The 17,436-nt window shown below is 67.4% G+C and carries 10 protein-coding genes; 4 read left to right on the forward strand and 6 right to left on the reverse strand.

Annotated features, from left to right (window positions below):
• Positions 1 to 69 precede the first annotated feature (69 nt).
• A complete protein-coding gene (locus NYR58_RS04840; RefSeq protein WP_261519446.1) occupies positions 70 to 1,113 on the reverse strand; it encodes a threonine aldolase family protein in 1,044 nt (347 codons plus the stop codon).
• Positions 1,114 to 1,601: 488 nt separating this feature from the next.
• On the opposite strand from NYR58_RS04840, the gene gltB reads away from it, so the two are divergent.
• Both gltB and NYR58_RS04850 read left to right on the forward strand, forming a co-directional pair.
• Positions 1,602 to 6,329, forward strand: coding sequence for a glutamate synthase large subunit (gene gltB / locus NYR58_RS04845; RefSeq protein WP_378074556.1), 4,728 nt, complete (start codon positions 1,602 to 1,604; stop codon positions 6,327 to 6,329).
• 51 nt (positions 6,330 to 6,380) lie between these two features.
• Positions 6,381 to 7,835 carry a glutamate synthase subunit beta gene (locus tag NYR58_RS04850; RefSeq protein ID WP_261519448.1) on the forward strand — a complete coding sequence of 485 codons (1,455 nt, stop codon included), beginning with the start codon at positions 6,381 to 6,383 and terminating at the stop codon, positions 7,833 to 7,835.
• A gap of 10 nt (positions 7,836 to 7,845) precedes the next feature.
• Here NYR58_RS04850 and NYR58_RS04855 read toward each other — a convergent pair whose 3' ends face one another.
• Both NYR58_RS04855 and NYR58_RS04860 read right to left on the reverse strand, forming a co-directional pair.
• A complete protein-coding gene (locus tag NYR58_RS04855) occupies positions 7,846 to 9,021 on the reverse strand; it encodes an SGNH/GDSL hydrolase family protein (protein ID WP_261519348.1) in 1,176 nt (391 codons plus the stop codon).
• A 15-nt stretch (positions 9,022 to 9,036) separates the two neighbouring features.
• Positions 9,037 to 10,248, reverse strand: a complete 1,212-nt coding sequence (locus NYR58_RS04860) for a lytic murein transglycosylase (RefSeq protein ID WP_261519349.1) — start codon at positions 10,246 to 10,248, stop codon at positions 9,037 to 9,039.
• A gap of 188 nt (positions 10,249 to 10,436) precedes the next feature.
• Between NYR58_RS04860 and galU the strand changes: the two genes are divergently transcribed.
• Positions 10,437 to 11,312, forward strand: coding sequence for a UTP--glucose-1-phosphate uridylyltransferase GalU (galU, locus tag NYR58_RS04865; RefSeq protein WP_261519350.1), 876 nt, complete (start codon positions 10,437 to 10,439; stop codon positions 11,310 to 11,312).
• A gap of 29 nt (positions 11,313 to 11,341) precedes the next feature.
• Here galU and NYR58_RS04870 read toward each other — a convergent pair whose 3' ends face one another.
• Positions 11,342 to 12,955, reverse strand: coding sequence for an outer membrane beta-barrel protein (locus NYR58_RS04870; RefSeq protein ID WP_261519351.1), 1,614 nt, complete (start codon positions 12,953 to 12,955; stop codon positions 11,342 to 11,344).
• A gap of 357 nt (positions 12,956 to 13,312) precedes the next feature.
• On the opposite strand from NYR58_RS04870, the gene NYR58_RS04875 reads away from it, so the two are divergent.
• Positions 13,313 to 14,308 (forward strand): KpsF/GutQ family sugar-phosphate isomerase, encoded by a 996-nt coding sequence (locus NYR58_RS04875; RefSeq protein WP_261519352.1) that lies wholly within the window; start codon positions 13,313 to 13,315, stop codon positions 14,306 to 14,308.
• An 18-nt stretch (positions 14,309 to 14,326) separates the two neighbouring features.
• Here the strand turns inward: NYR58_RS04875 and hemH are convergent, their stop codons facing one another.
• Both hemH and NYR58_RS04885 read right to left on the reverse strand, forming a co-directional pair.
• The gene (gene hemH, locus NYR58_RS04880; protein WP_261519353.1) at positions 14,327 to 15,385 is read right to left on the reverse strand and encodes a ferrochelatase; all 1,059 of its coding nucleotides are present in this window, start codon (positions 15,383 to 15,385) and stop codon (positions 14,327 to 14,329) included.
• Positions 15,386 to 15,516: 131 nt separating this feature from the next.
• A complete protein-coding gene (locus NYR58_RS04885; protein ID WP_261519354.1) occupies positions 15,517 to 17,385 on the reverse strand; it encodes a 5'-nucleotidase C-terminal domain-containing protein in 1,869 nt (622 codons plus the stop codon).
• Positions 17,386 to 17,436 lie beyond the last annotated feature (51 nt).

Consider the following 17,436-nt stretch of genomic DNA (forward strand, 5'->3'; position numbering starts at 1 on the left):
GGGCGGTCACGTGGAAATCAACCGCGCGCGAGTGCGCCCTCACCATTCCGTGAGGGCGATGTGCGCGGCCTAGCCGAGCGCGGCGGCCAGCGCCGAAAGGTCTTCGCGCGTCGTGGCGAAGGAGGTGACGAAGCGGTAGAGCCCTTCGCCGGCCCGTGCCGTCATGTCGCGCGGCACGGCCCAGGGGTGGAAGAAGATTCCTCGCTCGCGCAGCGCGGCGGCCGTCTGCTCGCCCATCAGCGCGAAGACCTCGTTGGTCTGCGGCTGCCAGGCCAGGCGCGTGGCTGCCGCCCGGTCGAGAATGTCGGCCAGTTGCGCCGCCATGGCGTTGGCGTGGCGGGCATTGGCAAGCCAGAGATCGTCGCGGAAATAGCCCTCGAACTGGGCCGCGATGAAGCGCGACTTGGAGAAGAGATGGGCGGCGCGCTTGCGCAGGAAGGGCATGTCGCGAGCCTTTGCCGGGTCCATGACGACGATGGCCTCCGCGCACCAGCAGCCATTCTTGGTGGCGCCGAAGGAAACGATGTCGACGCCGCTGCGCCATGTCATCTGCGCCGGCGTCGTTTCGAGCGCCACCAGCGCATTGGCAAAGCGCGCGCCGTCCATGTGCAGGGGTATGCCGTGGGCACGGCAGATCCCGGCGATGGCGGCAATCGCGTCGAGCGAATAGACGGTGCCGATCTCCGTGGCCTGGGTCAGCGACACGGCCATGGGCTGGCCGGCATGCACGAAGGCGGCCGGAAACTGCGCGATGGCGCGTTCGAGCGCCGGTCCGTCGATGCGGCCCCGCGCGCCGGCCACGCCGTGGGTCCTCGCCCCGCCGGTCAGATATTCCGGCGCCCCGCCCTCATCCTCCACCATATGCGCGTGCTCATGGCAGAAGACCACACCGCCCGGCCGGTTGACGAGCGCCATGGAAAGGGCGTTGGCGGCGGTGCCCGTGGCGACGAAGAAGACCGCCACCTCGCGCTCGAAGATCTCGCAGAAGCGCTCCTCCACCTTGCGGTCGAGGTCGCTCAGCCCATAGGCGGCGGCAAAGCCCGGCGCGTTCTCGGCCAGGGCCTGCGTGATCGCGGGATGGGCGCCGGCCCAGTTGTCGGAGGCGAAATTGATCGGCATTGCGGTCCTCTCAGGCTGCGGCGAGCACAGTGGCTTCTTGCCCGCCGGCATTTCAAGACTTGAGTGCGGGCGGCGGCCAGCGTTCTGTGGATCGTCCCGAACTTGCCGGAAAGGCGCGAATGCCGCAACTTTGTTGCTCAGCCCCTGCGGTTTTTTTGCATTTTCGTCTTGTACGACGCGCCATTTTCTGGCATGTGAGGAAATAGGACAGGATTGCTGTCTTATTTATCCGCTGTCCACCGGTCGGTTTGCGCTATAATGAACGGCGCCGGGCCGGACACCGGGAGGATATGCGGACGTGGCGGGCGAGGGCCGGCAAGGCCCGAAGCGACGTCACGCGAGGGAACGCATCGCGACGCAAATGCGTTCCTCCGGCTTTTCGCAAGATATGCCGAGCGACCGACCGGGACGCGCCGCCAGAGGAAGGGCCGCCCGAAACAGACCCGACGCCCCGCAGGGGGCCGAACGCGGAGGAAGAGACGATGACGGAGCTGACGCCATCTGTACCCACCGGGCAGGTGCCCGCCATGCGGGCCCGGACGGCAGCCGTCAAACGCGCGGGCGCTCCCGCCGGCCTGCCCGCGGCGCAGGGCCTTTACGATCCCGCCCGCGAGCACGATGCCTGCGGCGTCGGCTTCGTCGCCCACATGAAGGGCGTCAAGTCGCACGCCATCGTCCAGGATGGCCTCAGGATGCTGGAAAACCTCACCCATCGCGGCGCGGTCGGTGCCGATCCGCTGGTGGGCGACGGGGCGGGCATGCTGGTCCAGATTCCCGACCGCTTCTTCCGCGAGGAGATGGCCCGGCAGGGCGTCGAGCTGCCGCCGCCCGGCCACTATGGCGTCGGCCACCTGTTCATGCCGCGCGACCCCGCGCTCAGGCAGCACCTGGAAGACATCATCGCCGAGGTCACGCGCGCGGAAGGCCAGGTGCTTCTCGGTTTCCGAGACGTGCCGACGGACAATTCCTGCCTCTCCAAGGCACCGGAGATCGCCGCTTCCGAGCCGGTGCACCGCCAGGTCTTCATCGGCCGCGGCGAGGGCGCGGCGAGCGAGGAGGAGTTCGAGCGCCGGCTCTACATCCTGCGCAAGGTGGTCTCGGGCCGCGTTCACGCCGAGACGGAAGGGCGCGACAACGGCTTTTATATCGTGTCGCTGTCGGCGCGCACCCTCGTCTATAAGGGCATGTTCCTGGCCTATCAGCTTGGCGCCTATTACGGCGATCTGCGCGACCCGCGTTTCGAGTCGGCGCTGGCGCTGGTGCATCAGCGCTTCTCCACCAACACCTTCCCCTCCTGGAAGCTGGCGCATCCCTACCGCATGGTCGCGCACAACGGCGAGATCAACACGCTGCGCGGCAACGTCAACTGGATGGCCGCACGCCAGGCGTCGGTGGATTCGGAGCTGTTCGGCAACGACATCTCCAAGCTGTGGCCCATCTCCTACGAAGGCCAGTCGGACACCGCCTGCTTCGACAACGCGCTGGAGTTTCTCTATCAGGGCGGTTATCCCATGGCCCATGCCATGATGATGCTCATCCCCGAGGCCTGGGCCGGCAACAGGCTGATGAGCCCGGAGCGGCAGGCGTTCTACGAGTATCATGCCGCCCTCATGGAGCCTTGGGACGGTCCGGCGGCCGTGGCGTTCACCGATGGGCGGCAGATCGGCGCCACGCTCGACCGCAACGGCCTGCGCCCGGCCCGCTACATCGTCACCGACGACGATCGCGTCATCATGGCCTCGGAGGCCGGCGCGCTCGCCGTGCCGGAGGAGAAGATCGTCTCCAAGTGGCGGCTGCAGCCCGGCCGCATGCTGCTCATCGACCTGGCCGAAGGGCGCATCATCTCCGATGACGAGCTCAAGGCGCAGATCGCCACCAAGCATCCGTTCCGCGAGTGGCTCAACAACACGCAGCTCATCCTGGAGGAGCTCAAGCCGGTGGCCCCGCGCGAGCTTCGTCGCGACGTTTCCATGCTCGACCGGCAGCAGGCCTTCGGCTATACGCAGGAAGACACGCGGATGCTGATGGCGCCCATGGCCACCACCGGCCAGGAGGGCATCGGCTCCATGGGCACGGACACGCCGATCTCGGCCATGTCCGACAAGCCAAAGCTGCTCTACACCTACTTCAAGCAGAACTTCGCCCAGGTCACCAACCCGCCGATCGACCCGATCCGCGAGGAGCTGGTGATGAGCCTGGTGTCCTTCATCGGCCCGCGACCCAACATCTTCGATCTGGTGGGCACCTCGCGGCGCAAGCGGCTGGAGGTGCGCCAGCCGATCCTGACCAATGGCGATCTGGAAAAGATCCGCTCCATCGGCCACACCGAGGACCGCTTCGACACCAAGACGCTCGACGTCACCTATTCGGTGCTGGAGGGCGCTGCCGGCATGGCCGGTGCGCTCGACCGGCTGTGCGAGCGGGCGGAGGCGGCGGTCGCCGGCGGCTACAACATCATCATCCTGTCCGACCGGCAGATCGGGCCGGACCGCGTGGCCATTCCCATGCTGCTCGCCACGGCGGCCGTGCACCATCACCTCATCCGCAAGGGGCTTCGCACCGCCGTCGGCCTGGTGGTGGAATCGGGCGAGCCGCGCGAGGTGCACCATTTCTGCTGCCTGGCAGGCTACGGCGCGGAGGCGATCAATCCCTATCTGGCCTTCGACACCCTCAACGACATGCACGCCAAGGGCGAGTTTCCGCCGGAGGTGGATGCCGAGGAGGTGGTCAAGCGCTACATCAAGTCCATCGGCAAGGGCATCCTCAAGGTGATGTCCAAGATGGGCATCTCCACCTACCAGTCCTATTGCGGGGCGCAGATCTTCGACGCGGTGGGCCTGCGCTCGGAGTTCGTGGAGCGCTATTTCACCGGCACCGCCACCACCATAGAGGGCGTGGGCCTGGAGGAGATTGCCGCCGAGACGGTGGCCCGGCACGCCGCCGCCTTCAGCGACGATCCCGTGCTGCGCAACGCGCTCGAGGTGGGCGGCGAATATGCCTACCGCATCCGTGGCGAGGAACATGCCTGGTCACCCGATGCCGTGGCCACGCTGCAGCACGCGGTGCGCAAGCGCTCCTGGGACAACTACCGGGAGTTTGCCGAAATCATCAATGGCGAGACGGCCAGGGCCAAGACCATACGCGGCCTGTTCGAGATCAGGACGGCGCAGAAGACCGGGCGCAGGCCCGTGCCGGTGGACGAGGTGGAGCCGGCCTCGGAGATCGTCAAGCGCTTCTCCACCGGCGCTATCTCCTTTGGCGCCATCAGCCGCGAGGCGCACACCACGCTGGCGCGCGCCATGAACGCCATTGGCGGCAAGTCGAACACCGGCGAGGGCGGCGAGGAGGCCGACCGCTTCCTGCCCCTGCCCGACGGCACGCCGAATCCCGAGCGTTCGGCCATCAAGCAGGTGGCCTCGGGCCGCTTCGGCGTCACCACCGAGTATCTCGTCAATTCCGACATGATACAGATCAAGGTGGCTCAGGGCGCCAAGCCCGGCGAAGGCGGCCAGCTTCCCGGCCACAAGGTCGATGCGACGATCGCAAAGGTGCGCCACTCCACCCCCGGCGTCGGCCTCATCTCGCCGCCGCCGCACCACGACATCTACTCCATCGAGGATCTGGCGCAGCTCATCTTCGACCTGAAGAACGTCAATCCGTCCGCCGACATCTCCGTCAAGCTGGTCTCGGAGGTGGGTGTGGGCACGGTGGCAGCCGGCGTCGCCAAGGCGCGGGCCGACCACATCACCATCGCCGGCTATGATGGCGGCACGGGCGCTTCGCCGCTCACATCCATCAAGCATGCCGGCAGCCCGTGGGAGATGGGTCTGGCCGAGACGCACCAGACGCTGGTGCTCAACGGCCTGCGCTCGCGCGTGGCGCTGCAGGTCGATGGCGGCCTGCGCACCGGGCGCGATGTCATCATCGGTGCCCTGCTGGGGGCGGACGAGTTCGGCTTCTCCACCGCGCCGCTGATTGCCGCCGGCTGCCTGATGATGCGCAAGTGCCACCTGAACACCTGCCCGGTGGGCATCGCCACGCAGGACCCCGTGCTGCGCAAGCGCTTCAAGGGCACGCCCGAGCACGTCATCAACTACTTCTTCTACGTGGCGGAGGAGGTGCGCCAGATTCTGGCGGAGATGGGCTTTACCCGGCTCGACGACATCATCGGCCAGTCCGACCTTCTGGAGAAGCGGGCGATGATCGAGCACTGGAAGGCCAGGGGCCTCGATTTCTCGCGCATCTTCTACAAGCCGGAGGCGCCGCGCGAGGCAATCCGCTGGACCGAGCGGCAGAAGCACCCGATCGACGACGTGCTCGACCGCAAGCTGATTGCCGCCAGCCAGCCGGCGCTGGAGCGCAGGGAGCCGGTCGAGCTCGCCTTCGACATCTGCAACATCGACCGCACCGCCGGCGCCATGCTGTCGGGCGAGGTGGCCAAGCGCTACGGCCACAAGGGGCTCAAGGACGACACCATCCGCGTGCGCTTCACCGGCACCGCAGGCCAGTCCTTCGGCGCGTTTCTGGCGCGTGGCATTACCTTCGAGCTGGAAGGCGATGCCAACGACTATGTGGGCAAGGGCCTGTCGGGCGGGCGCATCGTCATCAGGCCCTCGTCGCGTTCGGCGATCGTGCCGGAACGCTCCATCATCGTCGGCAACACCGTGCTCTACGGCGCCATCGAGGGCGAGTGCTACTTCCGCGGTGTGGCGGGCGAGCGCTTCGCCGTGCGCAACTCGGGCGCGGTCGCGGTTGTCGAGGGCGTGGGCGACCATGGCTGCGAGTACATGACGGGCGGCGTGGTCGTCGTGCTCGGCCAGACGGGGCGCAACTTCGCCGCCGGCATGTCGGGCGGCGTTGCCTATGTGCTGGACGAGGCGGGAGACTTTGCCGAGCGCTGCAACATGGCGATGGTCGAGCTCGAACCGGTGCCGGAGGAGGACGACATCCTCGAAAAGCTGCACCACCATGGCGGCGACATCGCGCATATGGGCCGCGTCGACGTTTCTGGCGACATGACCCGCCACGACGAGGAGCGGCTCGCGCACCTCATCTCCAACCACTACCGCTACACGGGTTCGGAGCGTGCGCGCGCGATCCTCGACAACTGGGCGGATTTCCGGCCGAAATTCCGCAAGGTCATGCCGGTCGAATACCGTCGCGCGCTCGAGGAGATGGAGCGCATGCGCATGGGCGTGGCGGCGGAATAGGGTTGAAAACTGGCTGCACGCCTGAGCGGCCGTCAGGAACAAGGGATGAGCATGGGCAAGGTTACAGGCTTTCTGGAGATCGACCGGCAGGAGAACAAGTACCAGCCGGCCTCCGACCGCATTCGGCATTTTCGCGAGTTCACGCTGCCGATGTCGGACAAGGAGGTCGAGAAGCAGGCCGCGCGGTGCATGGATTGTGGCATTCCCTTCTGCCATGGGCCGATGGGCTGTCCCGTGCACAACCAGATCCCCGACTGGAACGATCTCGTCTATCGCGGCGACTGGGAGACGGCGATCCGCAATCTCCACTCCACCAACAATTTCCCGGAGTGGACGGGTCGCATCTGCCCCGCGCCGTGCGAGGAGGCGTGCACGCTGAACCTGGAGGATGTGCCCGTTGCCATCAAGACGGTCGAGCAGGCGATTGCCGACAAGGCCTACGAGCTCGGCTATATCCGCCCGCAGCCGCCGGAGAGGAAGACCGGAAAGCGCGTGGCCATCATCGGCTCTGGGCCGGCCGGGATGGCCGCGGCCCAGCAGCTCGGCCGCGCCGGGCACGAGGTGCACGTCTATGAGCGCGAGAGCCGCCCCGGCGGGCTGATGCGCTATGGCATCCCCGATTTCAAGATCGAGAAGCACTATGTCGACCGCCGCGTCGAGCAGATGCAGGGCGAGGGCGTCACCTTCTTCTGCGGCGTCAATGTGGGCGTCGACAAGCCGGTTGCGGAGCTTCTTTCCGAATATGACGCCGTGCTTTATTGCGGCGGCTCGGAAAAGCCCCGCCCGGCCGGCATTCCTGGCGTGGAGCTTGCCGGTGTCCACGACGCCATGCCCTATCTCGTGCAGCAGAACCGGCGGATCGGCGGCGAGGACATTCAGTCCGTCGCCTGGCCCTCCGAGCCCATTCTCGCCGGCGGCAAGCATGTCGTGGTTGTGGGCGGCGGCGACACGGCCTCGGACTGCATCGGCACCGCCTTCCGCCAGGGTGCGGTGCGCGTGACCCAGCTCGACATCCGGCCGAAGCCGCCGGAGAAGGAGGACAAGCTTACCGTCTGGCCCTATTGGGCCACCAAGATGCGCACCTCCTCCTCGCAGGCCGAGGGTGCGGAGCGCGAGTTCCAGGTGGCCACGCTGGCCTTCATCGGCGAGGAGGGGCAGCTTACCGGCGTGAAGTGCTGCCAGGTGGACGAGAAGCGCCAGCCCATCGCGGGCACGGAGTTCGTCATCAAGGCCGATCTGGCCTTCATCGCCATCGGCTTTGCCGGCCAGTTGGAGACGGGGCTGCTGTCCGAACTCGGCGACCGGCTGGCGATCAGCGTCGACCGGCGCAACTCCACCAACATCGTGGCCAATGACAGGGACTACCGCACCAGCATCGACCGGCTGTTTGCAGCCGGCGATGCGCGTCGCGGCCAGTCGCTGGTGGTCTGGGCCATTCGCGAGGGCCGTCAGGCGGCGCGCGCCATCGACGAGTTCCTGATGGGAACGTCCCTCCTGCCGCGCTGAGGGCAGCTCCTCAGCGCGGTCCCACGTCGTCTTGCAGCAGGAAGTCGTCGGCCCGGCCGGGCTTCGGCGCTTCGGGTTGCGGGCGTTCGGCGCTCTCCCCCGGCGGCAGAGCGCCCAGAAGGGCCGCGCCCCCGTCAAGTTCGGGGCCGGCCAGGGAGACGGGATGCGTGCGGCTTCGGTCGGCCGGCTCCTGCGGGGCAAGCCCCGGCGCCGTCAGGCTGTCCGGGTCCAGCCGCTCGATGCCCGGCTCCACCGCCGCGCCCAGAAGCTTGGCCAGCGGCTTCTCCACATAGAAAGCGATCTTGCGCTTGGCCGGCCGCGTCAGGTTGATGCCGTCGCTGCCGCGCAGGCGCACCGGCTGGCCGTTCATGTCCGGCCCGGTGAAGACGAAGGCCCCGTTCTCGTCCACGAAGCCTTCCCAGATATCGACGAAGGTGCCGCCCACCGCCTCCGCCGCCCGGCTGTGGATGTCGTTGAAGGCCAGCATGTCGGAGGACATGGAGGAGGACTTGAAGGGCGGCAGGCCCGTCCACACCAGCGGCAGCCCCTCCTCCCCGATCGTCTCGGCAAAGGCGTTCACGCGGCGCGTGTATTCCTCCACCCACGGGCCGCTCTGCGGGCTCTCGCGCCGACCGGCGACGACGAGCGGCTGGCGGTCGTTCGAGCCGATCATGACGACCACCACATCCGGCTCCACCTCTTCGAGAATGGGGCCGATGGCGGCGTTCCAGTGGTAGAAGTCGTCGCGCACGAAACCGGAGGAGCCGTTGGTGCGGTCGACGATGCGCACCCCCGGCGCGTCCGCATAGGCCGCCATCAGCCCCTCGGCCAGTCCGGCGGCCAGGAAATCGCCGACCACCAGCACGACGCGCGCATTGTCCAGCTTCTCCACCGTCGGGGCAGGCGGCGGCGCCGGGGCGGCTGCGGCCGGCGGCGCGCGGCGCGCGGCCGGGGCCTGCGGCGGCCGGCCGGGGGCTGCCCGCTGCGGCTGGCGCGCCGGCGGCAGCGCCTCACGCGGCGGCGGGCCGCCGAACAGCATGTCGAACAGCCCGCGCCTGCGGATAAGCTCCTGGGCAGACGCGCTGTCGCAGAAGGAGGGCAGCGCGGTCACAAGCAGCGCCATCGCCAGAACGGCGAGCGCCGGCCGCCAACCGGGGCGGGTCTGTCGGCGCTGGGTCCTGGCCATGGCGTGCTTCCTTCCCTATTGCCCTCTCAGCTTGCGCAGCACTTCCTTGCTCGGGTGGCCGGTGGGCGCCAACCCCATGCGCTCCTGAAACGCCTTGATGGCGCTGCGCGAGCCGGACCCGATCTTGCCGTCGATCGGCCCGCTGTAGTAGCCGAGCGCGCCAAGACGCTTCTGCAGCTCCTCCGTCTCTTCATAGGACAGGCGCTCGAAGGGCCGGTTCCAGTCGCGCACGAGCCCGCCATAGCCGGCGATCTCGTCGGCCAGCAGGCCGACGGCCAGCGCATATTTGTCGGCATTGTTGTAGCGCTTGAGCACGAAGAAGTTCTTCACCACCAGGAAGGCCGGCCCGGCGCGGCCGTCGGGCACCTTCAGCTCCGCGCTGTCGGAAGGGCGCGGAAAGGGCTTGCCGTTGGCGCGTACCACGCCGATCGAGGCCCAGCGCGAAAGCGGCATGGTGCCGGCGGGAAACTTGCGTCCCCCCGGCAGCACCACCTCGTATCCCCAGGTCTCGCCCGTGCGCCAGCCGTTCTTTTGCAGCAGGTTGGCGGCGGTGGCCAGCGCGTCGGGCACCGAATTCCAGATGTCGCGCCGCCCGTCGCCGTCCATGTCCACCGCATAGGCGAGATAGCTCGTGGGAATGAACTGGGTGTGTCCCATGGCGCCCGCCCATGAGCTGGTGAGCTGTTCGGCGGAGATGTCGCCGTTCTCGACGATCCTGAGCGCGGCCAGTAGCTGGGTGCGGGCGAACTTCGCGCGCCGCTGGTCGGCATAGGCCAGCGTTGCCAGCGAGCGGGGCAGGCTGCGCATGATGCGGTCGTTCTTCAACGCCTCGCCATAGTTGGATTCGATCGACCAGATGGCGAGCAGGATGTGGCGATCGACGCCGAACCGCCTTTCGATGCGGTCGAGCCAGGGTTTCCACTGGCGGGCGAGCTGCCGGCCCCTGCGGATGGCGTCCTCCTGCACCCGGTTATCGAAATATTCCCACGGCTCGGCGCGGAACTCGGGCTGGTAGCGGGCCTTCTCCAGCACCTCCGGGTCGGGCGCGGCAACGCCCCGAAAAATCCGGTCATAGGTGGCGCCGGAAATGCCGTTCTGGACGGCCACATTGCGGAAATCGGCGATCCAGCGCTGGAAACCCGCATCGGCACGCGCTGGCAGGCCAGCCAGCAGGACAAGGCCAGCAGCGGCGAGAAGCATGGCCGTCGTGGCTCTTTTCGCAAACATTCCAACCTCCATCGGAACAACCAAGCGGTCTTATCGCCGATTGCGGTTAGGAAAGAGTTTACCATATATAACCGGGCCAAGGCCGGGCAGGGCCCGCACCTGCGGCATTTACGCTAAAGGAAGGGCCGGCCTTGCCCAAGCATCCTGCGATGCGTTCAAGGCAGCAAGATGTCGAGGGGATTTGCCGCATGAAGAAAATCCGTAAAGCCGTCTTTCCCGTCGCCGGTCTGGGCACCCGCTTTCTGCCTGCCACCAAGGCGGTGCCGAAGGAAATGCTCACCGTGGTGGACAGGCCCGTCATCCAGTATGTGGTGGAGGAGGCGCGCGAGGCCGGCATCGAGCATTTCATCTTCGTGACGGGGCGGGGAAAGACCGCCATCGAAGACCATTTCGACATCCAGGTGGAACTCTACGAAACGCTCTCGAAGCGCGGCAAGACGGATGTTCTGGAGGCGCTGCGGGCCATTGAGCCGCGGGCCGGCACCTTCAGCTACACCCGCCAGCAGGAGCCGCTGGGTCTTGGCCACGCGGTGTGGTGCGCGCGCGAGCTGGTGGGGGGAGAGCCCTTCGCGCTGCTGCTTCCCGACATGATCATGCAGTCGAGCCCCGGCTGCCTGAAGCAGATGGTGGAGCTTTACGCCAGGACCGGCGGCAACGTGGTGTCCGTGGAGGAATGCGACCCCGCCCAGACCCACAAATACGGCATCGTCGGGCGCGGCAAGGAGGCCCACACGGGTTTCGAGATCACCGCCATGGTGGAAAAGCCGAAGCCGGAGGACGCCCCCTCCAACTTCTTCATCTCCGGCCGCTACATCCTGCAGCCGGAGATCTTCACCCTTCTGGAAACACAGGAAAAGGGCGCGGGCGGCGAGATCCAGATCACCGACGCCATGCTGCGCCTGCATGCCGAGCAGCCCTTCTACGCGCATGTCTATCGCGGGCTCACCTTCGATTGCGGCACGCCGGAAGGCTTCGTCGAGGCCAATCTGGCTTTCGCCCTGCAGGACGAGCAGATGCGTCCGCGCCTTCGCAGCCTGATGGAGAGGCTGGCGCGCGGGGCCTAGGCGGCTGTCTGCGGCCTTGGCGGCCGGGCCTATCGCTGCAGCGTCACACCCATGAAGACGCTGGTTTCCTCATAGTCACGGTCGGGCAGGCTGCTGTGCTGCCGCTCATGTCGGGCGCGGCCGGTCAACCCGGCATAACGGTTGAGCCACCAGGTCAGGCTCGCCTCGCCGCTCAGGATCAGGTCATGGCCGTCGCCGGCGTAGTCGCGCCAGGCGGCGCCCAGCGCCACGTCGCCGGAAAGATTGGCGCGCAGCCGCCGCTCGATCCGCAGCGTGCCGGCATAGAGCAGCGAACCGCTTTCGCCGGCATTCGTCGAGCCTTCCACGGTCGTGGTGCCGTCGAGGCGCACATTGGTGCCGCGCATGGGCGACCAGTCGAGTGCCGCCGCCAGCTCCAGCCCGGAAACGGTGTCAAGGCGCGAGTCCTCGAAATCCTCGGCCACCCAGCCGGCGGAGACCTCGCCGGCAAGCTTCTCCGTCAGGTCGAGTGCCAGGCCGGCGCGCCCCGCCAGCCGCGTGGCGGAGCGGGCATAGCCGGCGCTGTCGCGGTCCTCGTCATGGAAGCGCCGGCCCGCCTCCACCTCCAGGAAGGGAATGAGCGCCGGCGAAAGCTCGTAGCCGCCACGCAGCCTCATGACCGCCAGGGTGGAGTTGCGGTCGCTCTGGGAAAGCGTGTCGCCATTGGCAAGCCGCGCATCGCCATACCAGTCGCGCGTTACCGCGCCGGTCACGCCGAGGCGCAGCCGGCCGAGTGCCCTTTCTACGCCCAGTGCGCCGTCGAGGGTGTGGCGCAGGGGCTGGCGCTCCACGCCCGCCACGAAAACGGGCGATGATGCCGTTTCGCGCCGCACCTCGTAGGAAAGCGCGGCGCGGGCCGACAGGCCGTCGGCAAGGTCGAGCTCCAGCGCGGCGTCTGCCCCGCCCTCAAGCTCTGAATCCTGCTCGCCGGAGATCGTCTCGCGATAGGTGGCATAGCCGTTCAATGCTGCCCGATGGCGCGGCCAGTCGGAGACGGCGTTGAGCCGCAGCGTCGTCTCGGAGAACAGGGCTTCGCTGCCCTGCGGGCTGTCGTTGGCGTTGGAGGTCCATCGCAGCCCCTGTTCAAGGGTGGGGACGACGGTGAAGCTGCCCACCCGCAGGCCGAGCGGCGCATAGGGGTCGTCTTCCCGTGTCGGGCGCCGGCCCTCGATCGGCTGCACGGGCGCGTTGGTGCGCAGCGGTAGCGGGCGGATCGCCTCGGCTCCCCCGTCCAGAGAGGCCGTGCTCGTGGCTTCGACCGCCCCTGTTTCGGGTGCTTCTCTCTCTGCCGGCGCGTCGGCGGCCTGCCGGGCGCGGTCTGCGCGACGTTCCCTTGCCGTGGAGGGCGTGCGCGGCGGGCCTTGGGAATCGAGAGAGGAAAAGGGCGTCTGGTCGGCATCGGCGCCCCGGTCGGGAAACAGCGTGCCGTTTTCCCCTGTCTCGGCGGGCAGCGCGCCGGCGCTTGCAGGCTGATAGACCGGCGAGGGGATGCCGGCATTCCGCGTCTCGCTCACCGTGCCGCGCAAATCCGCCTCCTGGCCGGCTGCGGGCAGCGCCAGAAGCGCGCCCACTGCGCAGGCAAGGCAGAAGGATCGGCTTTTCCTTTGCAAGCGAATGTGCGGCATGCCCACCCCGAAACCTCCCCGGCGCGGCCGCACCAGGGTAACCAAAGGGTAAATGGCGTTGGTTAACACAAGGTTGAAAGCCCGTGCCCGCGCGGGGACAGAGTCCGCACCGCGAAGCGGACGAAAAGCCAACGATTTGGCTTTTCGAGCGACGAACGCCCGGAGCCATGGCAGAGGGCCGTGGACGCGTCGCAAACAAGCAGAGAGGTGCGATCGGCGCGCTCCGTTTTCCGAGCTCCTTGGCAAGACCCGGCCTGTAGCCCAGGCGCGGGAACGAAGAGGCATGGGCGGGCCAGGCAGGTGGAAAAGCGCGCAATGGTTGGACATCGCGCGCCGAAAGCGCTAAGCGCAATTCCCATGTTGAAGACGGATACCGCACAGATCGTCGCCGAGGGCGCCATTGCCTCGGCCATGCGCACGCTGGATGCCGACCGGGCTGCGCTTGCCGCTCTTGAGGAGGCGCTCAAGGACGGGCTTTCGCAGCCCTTTGTCGAGGCCGTACGGCTCATCAAGGGGCTTTCCGGCCGCGTCATCGTCACCGGCGTCGGCAAGAGCGGCCATATCGGCTCCAAGATTGCCGCCACGCTCGCCTCCACGGGAACGCCGGCCTATTTTGTGCATCCGGCGGAGGCCAATCACGGCGATCTCGGCATGATTGCCCGCAACGATGCCATCATCGCCCTGTCCTGGTCGGGCGAGAGTGCGGAGCTCAAGGGCATCGTGGCCTACGCACGGCGCTTTTCGATTCCGATCATCGCCGTCACCTCGCGCGAGAAGTCGGCGCTGGCGCGCGAGGCGCGCGTGGTCCTCCGCCTGCCGCGCGTTTCCGAGGCATGCCCGCACGGGCTGGCGCCCACCACCTCGACGCTTCTGCAACTGGTCGTCGGCGATGCGCTGGCGGTCGCGCTGCTGGAGGCGCGCGGCTTCACCGCCGATCATTTTCGCACCTTCCATCCCGGCGGTCAGCTCGGCGCCAATCTCACCCATGTCGGGGACATCATGCGCCGCGGCGACGACATTCCGGTTGTGCGGCCGGGCACGAAGATGCCGGAAGCGGTGATGACGCTGTCGCAGAAGCGGCTGGGCTGCGTGTGTGTGGTGGAGGAGAGCGGGCGGCTTGCCGGCATCGTCACCGACGGGGATCTTGCCCGCAACCTGCACCGCAACATGGCAGAGCTGGTGGTGGAGGACATCATGACGCGCCAGCCCAAGACGGTGAGGCCGCAAACCCTGGCAAGCCAGGCCATGGCGCTGCTCAACGAGCACAATGTCAGCGCGCTGGTGGTGACGGAGGGCGAGCGCCCGGTGGGCATCGTGCATTTCCACGATCTCTTGCGCCTGGGCGTCGCGTAGGGCGTCGCGCCGCAGGCGTCAGACCCAGCCGGAAAGCTCGCGGCGCACCAGCTCCTCGATCACCGCCATGCCCTCCTCGCTGTCGTTCAGGCAGGGGATGTGGGCAAAGTTCTCGCCGCCCGCCTCATGGAAGATTTCGCCCGCGCCGATGGCGATCTCCTCCAGCGTCTCCAGACAGTCGGAAACGAAACCGGGATTGAAGACGGCGATCGACTTCACGCCCTCGCGCGCCAGCCTCTCCACCGTCTTGTCGGTATAGGGCTGCAGCCATTCTTCCGGCCCGAAACGGGACTGGAAGCAGGTGAGCAGCCTCTCCTCTTCCCAGCCCAGACGCCGGGCAAGCAGCCGCGAGGTCTTCCGGCAGTGGCAATGATAGGGGTCGCCGCGGCGGAAATAGCTCTGCGGAATGCCGTGATAGGAGGCGATCAGGACCTCCGGCTCGAAATCGAGCGTTGCCAGGTGGCGCTCGATGGAGCGGGCGAGCGCCTCGATGTAGACCGGCTCGTCATAATAGGCAGGCACCGTGCGGATGGCCGGCTGGAAGCGCATCGCCAAGAGCGCCTTGAAGAAGCTGTCGTTCACCGTGGCGGTGGTGGTGGCGGAGTATTGCGGATAGAGCGGAAAGAGCACGATGCGGTCGCAGCCGCGTTCCATCAGGCTCTTCGTCACGGCCTCGATGGAGGGCTTTCCGTAGCGCATGGCCCAGTCCACGATCACGGTCCCGTGGTCGGTCAGCGCCTGCCCCAGCTTCTCCGCCTGGGCGCGGGTGAAGGTGCGCAGCGGGGATTCGTTGCGCTCCCGGTTCCATATCTTTGCGTAGGCGGCGCCCGACTTCTTCGGCCGTGTGTTGAGCACGATGCCGTAGAGGATCGGATACCAGATGGCACGCGGCCACTCGATGACGCGCGGGTCGGAAAGGAATTCGGCCAGATAGCGGCGCATCGGCCCGTAGTCCGTCCCGTCCGGCGTGCCGAGATTGACGAGCAGCACGCCCACCTTGCCGATGTGGACGGGCGGATGGTCCGCCGGTTTCGGGCCTGCCGCCCTGGCCGTCTCGCGGTCGATGGTGATGGTCATCATGTGCTCCTGTCGCTGACACCGCACCTAGCGAAGTTATCCGCAAAAACAATGGCGCTTCTGGCCGCAGGCAAAAGGAATGCCCCGCGCGGGCGCGGGGCACTCGGCGAAGGGGCGCGCCGGCCGCCGGCCTATGGGGCGGGCGGCACCGTCAGCGTGGCGCCGATGACGAGGCGGCGCGGGGCGAACTGCGGGTTGGCCTCGGCGATGAGCGACCATTTGGCCGGGTCGCCGTAATAGGTCCGCGCCAGGTCCCAATAGGTGTCGCCACGCACGATGACATGGGTGTTGCCCATGGCGGGTTCGGCCTCCTCCATCGTCTCCCCCGTGTCGGCCATGCCTTCCGTTTCGGCGGGTGTGTCCTCCATGGGTGCGTCCGCCGTGCCGGCCATCGGCGCGGCCGCGACGCGAATGCGGCCGTCGGTGTAGGGCTGGTAGGGCCGGTTCTCGGCCAGATAGTCGGCCACCGCCTGCTCCAGCCCCGGCCCGTAGTCATAGGCGTTCATGGCGTTCTCGGCGAACAGGCTGTAGCCATCTCCCCCCGCTCTCATGAAATTGTTGGAGGCGATGGTGTAGGTGGTCTCCGGGTCGATGGGCGCCCAGCCACCCTCCGTCTGCACCTCGACGGATGAGATGCGGCTGCCTGGCTCGGCGGCGGGGTCGAAGGTGTAGCGCAGGCCCGAGACCTGCGGGAAGCGCCCGGCCCCTTCCTCGATGCGGCTGACGCCGCTCTCCAGCGAGGCGACGACATCCGCCCCCTTCAACTGGAAGGTGGCGAGCGTGTTCTGGAACGGCAGGACCTCCAGCACCTCGCCCATGGTAATCTCGCCGGCGTCGATGGAGGCACGCAGGCCACCGCCATTGGTGATGGCGAACTGCACGCCCTGGTCGCGCGTGCGCGCCAGCATGGCATCCGTCACCAGATTGCCCATTGCGCATTCCATCGCCCGGCAGCTCTCGCGGCTGCCGTCGATGGCGGCGGCAGCCTCGGAGACGACGGTGCTCTTCAATTCCTCGATGGGGCCGGCCAGCTCCTCCACGCGGGCCACCACCGCCGCATCCTTCTCGACCGAGGCGTCGATGAGATGGACGTCGCCCGAGGCATCCGTCACCGTGCCGGCGTCGTCGAAGACGACGTTCAGCTCGCCCAGATACTTGGAGTAGGAAGCGGCCTGCACCACCGGCACCCGATAGCCCGACGGGTTGTCGACAAAGGTGGGGTAGGGGCCTTCGGCACCCTCGATCGTGTTGGAAAGGAGCGTGTTGGTGTGGCCGCCCACCACCACGTCGACACCGGGAATCCTGGCGATGGCGGCAAGGTCGCGCGGATAGCCCACATGGGTGAGCGCGATGATCTTGTTCACGCCCTGCGCCTCCAGCGTCTCGACCGCCGCCTGGATGCCCTCGACATCCTCGATGATGGAGACGTTCTCGCCCGGGGAGGAAAGCTCCGCCGTGTCGTTGGCCACGGCGCCGACGATGCCGATCCTTTCGCCGCCCACCTCCAGAACCACGTATTCCTTCACCCGGTCGCCAAGGGCGGATGCCTCGCTGGCCTTCACATTGGAGCCCAGGACCGGAAACTCGACCTTCTCCAGGAAAGCGGCGAGGCCGTCCTCGCCGTCATCGAATTCGTGATTGCCGACCACCATGGCGTCGGTGTTCATGAGATTGAGGAACTCCGCCTCCACCGTGCCCTTGTAGGTGGTGTAGAAGAGCGAGCCCTGGAAATTGTCGCCGGCATTGAGGAACAGGACATTCTGGCCCTCCAGCGCAGCGCGGCGCTCGCGCACGGCCGTGACCAGGCGGGCGGCGCCGCCGAAGCATTCGCCGGCCGCATCGTCCTCGGCGGAGCAGGTGGAGTCGTACTTGTTGATCGGCTCGATGCGGCTGTGCCAGTCGTTGATGTGCAGGATGTTGAGCGCATAGTCGGCAAAGGCGGGCGCCACGGACAGCGCCAAGGCCGATGTGCCGAAAGCGAAGAGCGCGAGTCTTTTCATGATTGTACTCCCGAATGCTTCCCTGATTGTTCAGCTCTACCGCCGCAGCGT

It is taken from the genome of Chelativorans intermedius (assembly GCF_025398255.1).
Taxonomy (GTDB): domain Bacteria; phylum Pseudomonadota; class Alphaproteobacteria; order Rhizobiales; family Rhizobiaceae; genus Chelativorans; species Chelativorans intermedius.

What these genes read in the sequence shown, in the direction of transcription:
- NYR58_RS04875 (WP_261519352.1), top strand. Translation starts at nt 13,313, where the DNA reads ATGTTGAAGACGGATACCGCACAGATCGTCGCCGAGGGCGCCATTGCC.
- gltB (WP_378074556.1), top strand. Translation starts at nt 1,602, where the DNA reads ATGACGGAGCTGACGCCATCTGTACCCACCGGGCAGGTGCCCGCCATG.
- NYR58_RS04855 (WP_261519348.1), bottom strand. Translation starts at nt 9,021, where the DNA reads ATGGCCAGGACCCAGCGCCGACAGACCCGCCCCGGTTGGCGGCCGGCG.
- NYR58_RS04885 (WP_261519354.1), bottom strand. Translation starts at nt 17,385, where the DNA reads ATGAAAAGACTCGCGCTCTTCGCTTTCGGCACATCGGCCTTGGCGCTG.
- NYR58_RS04850 (WP_261519448.1), top strand. Translation starts at nt 6,381, where the DNA reads ATGGGCAAGGTTACAGGCTTTCTGGAGATCGACCGGCAGGAGAACAAG.
- hemH (WP_261519353.1), bottom strand. Translation starts at nt 15,385, where the DNA reads ATGACCATCACCATCGACCGCGAGACGGCCAGGGCGGCAGGCCCGAAA.
- galU (WP_261519350.1), top strand. Translation starts at nt 10,437, where the DNA reads ATGAAGAAAATCCGTAAAGCCGTCTTTCCCGTCGCCGGTCTGGGCACC.
- NYR58_RS04870 (WP_261519351.1), bottom strand. Translation starts at nt 12,955, where the DNA reads ATGCCGCACATTCGCTTGCAAAGGAAAAGCCGATCCTTCTGCCTTGCC.
- NYR58_RS04860 (WP_261519349.1), bottom strand. Translation starts at nt 10,248, where the DNA reads ATGTTTGCGAAAAGAGCCACGACGGCCATGCTTCTCGCCGCTGCTGGC.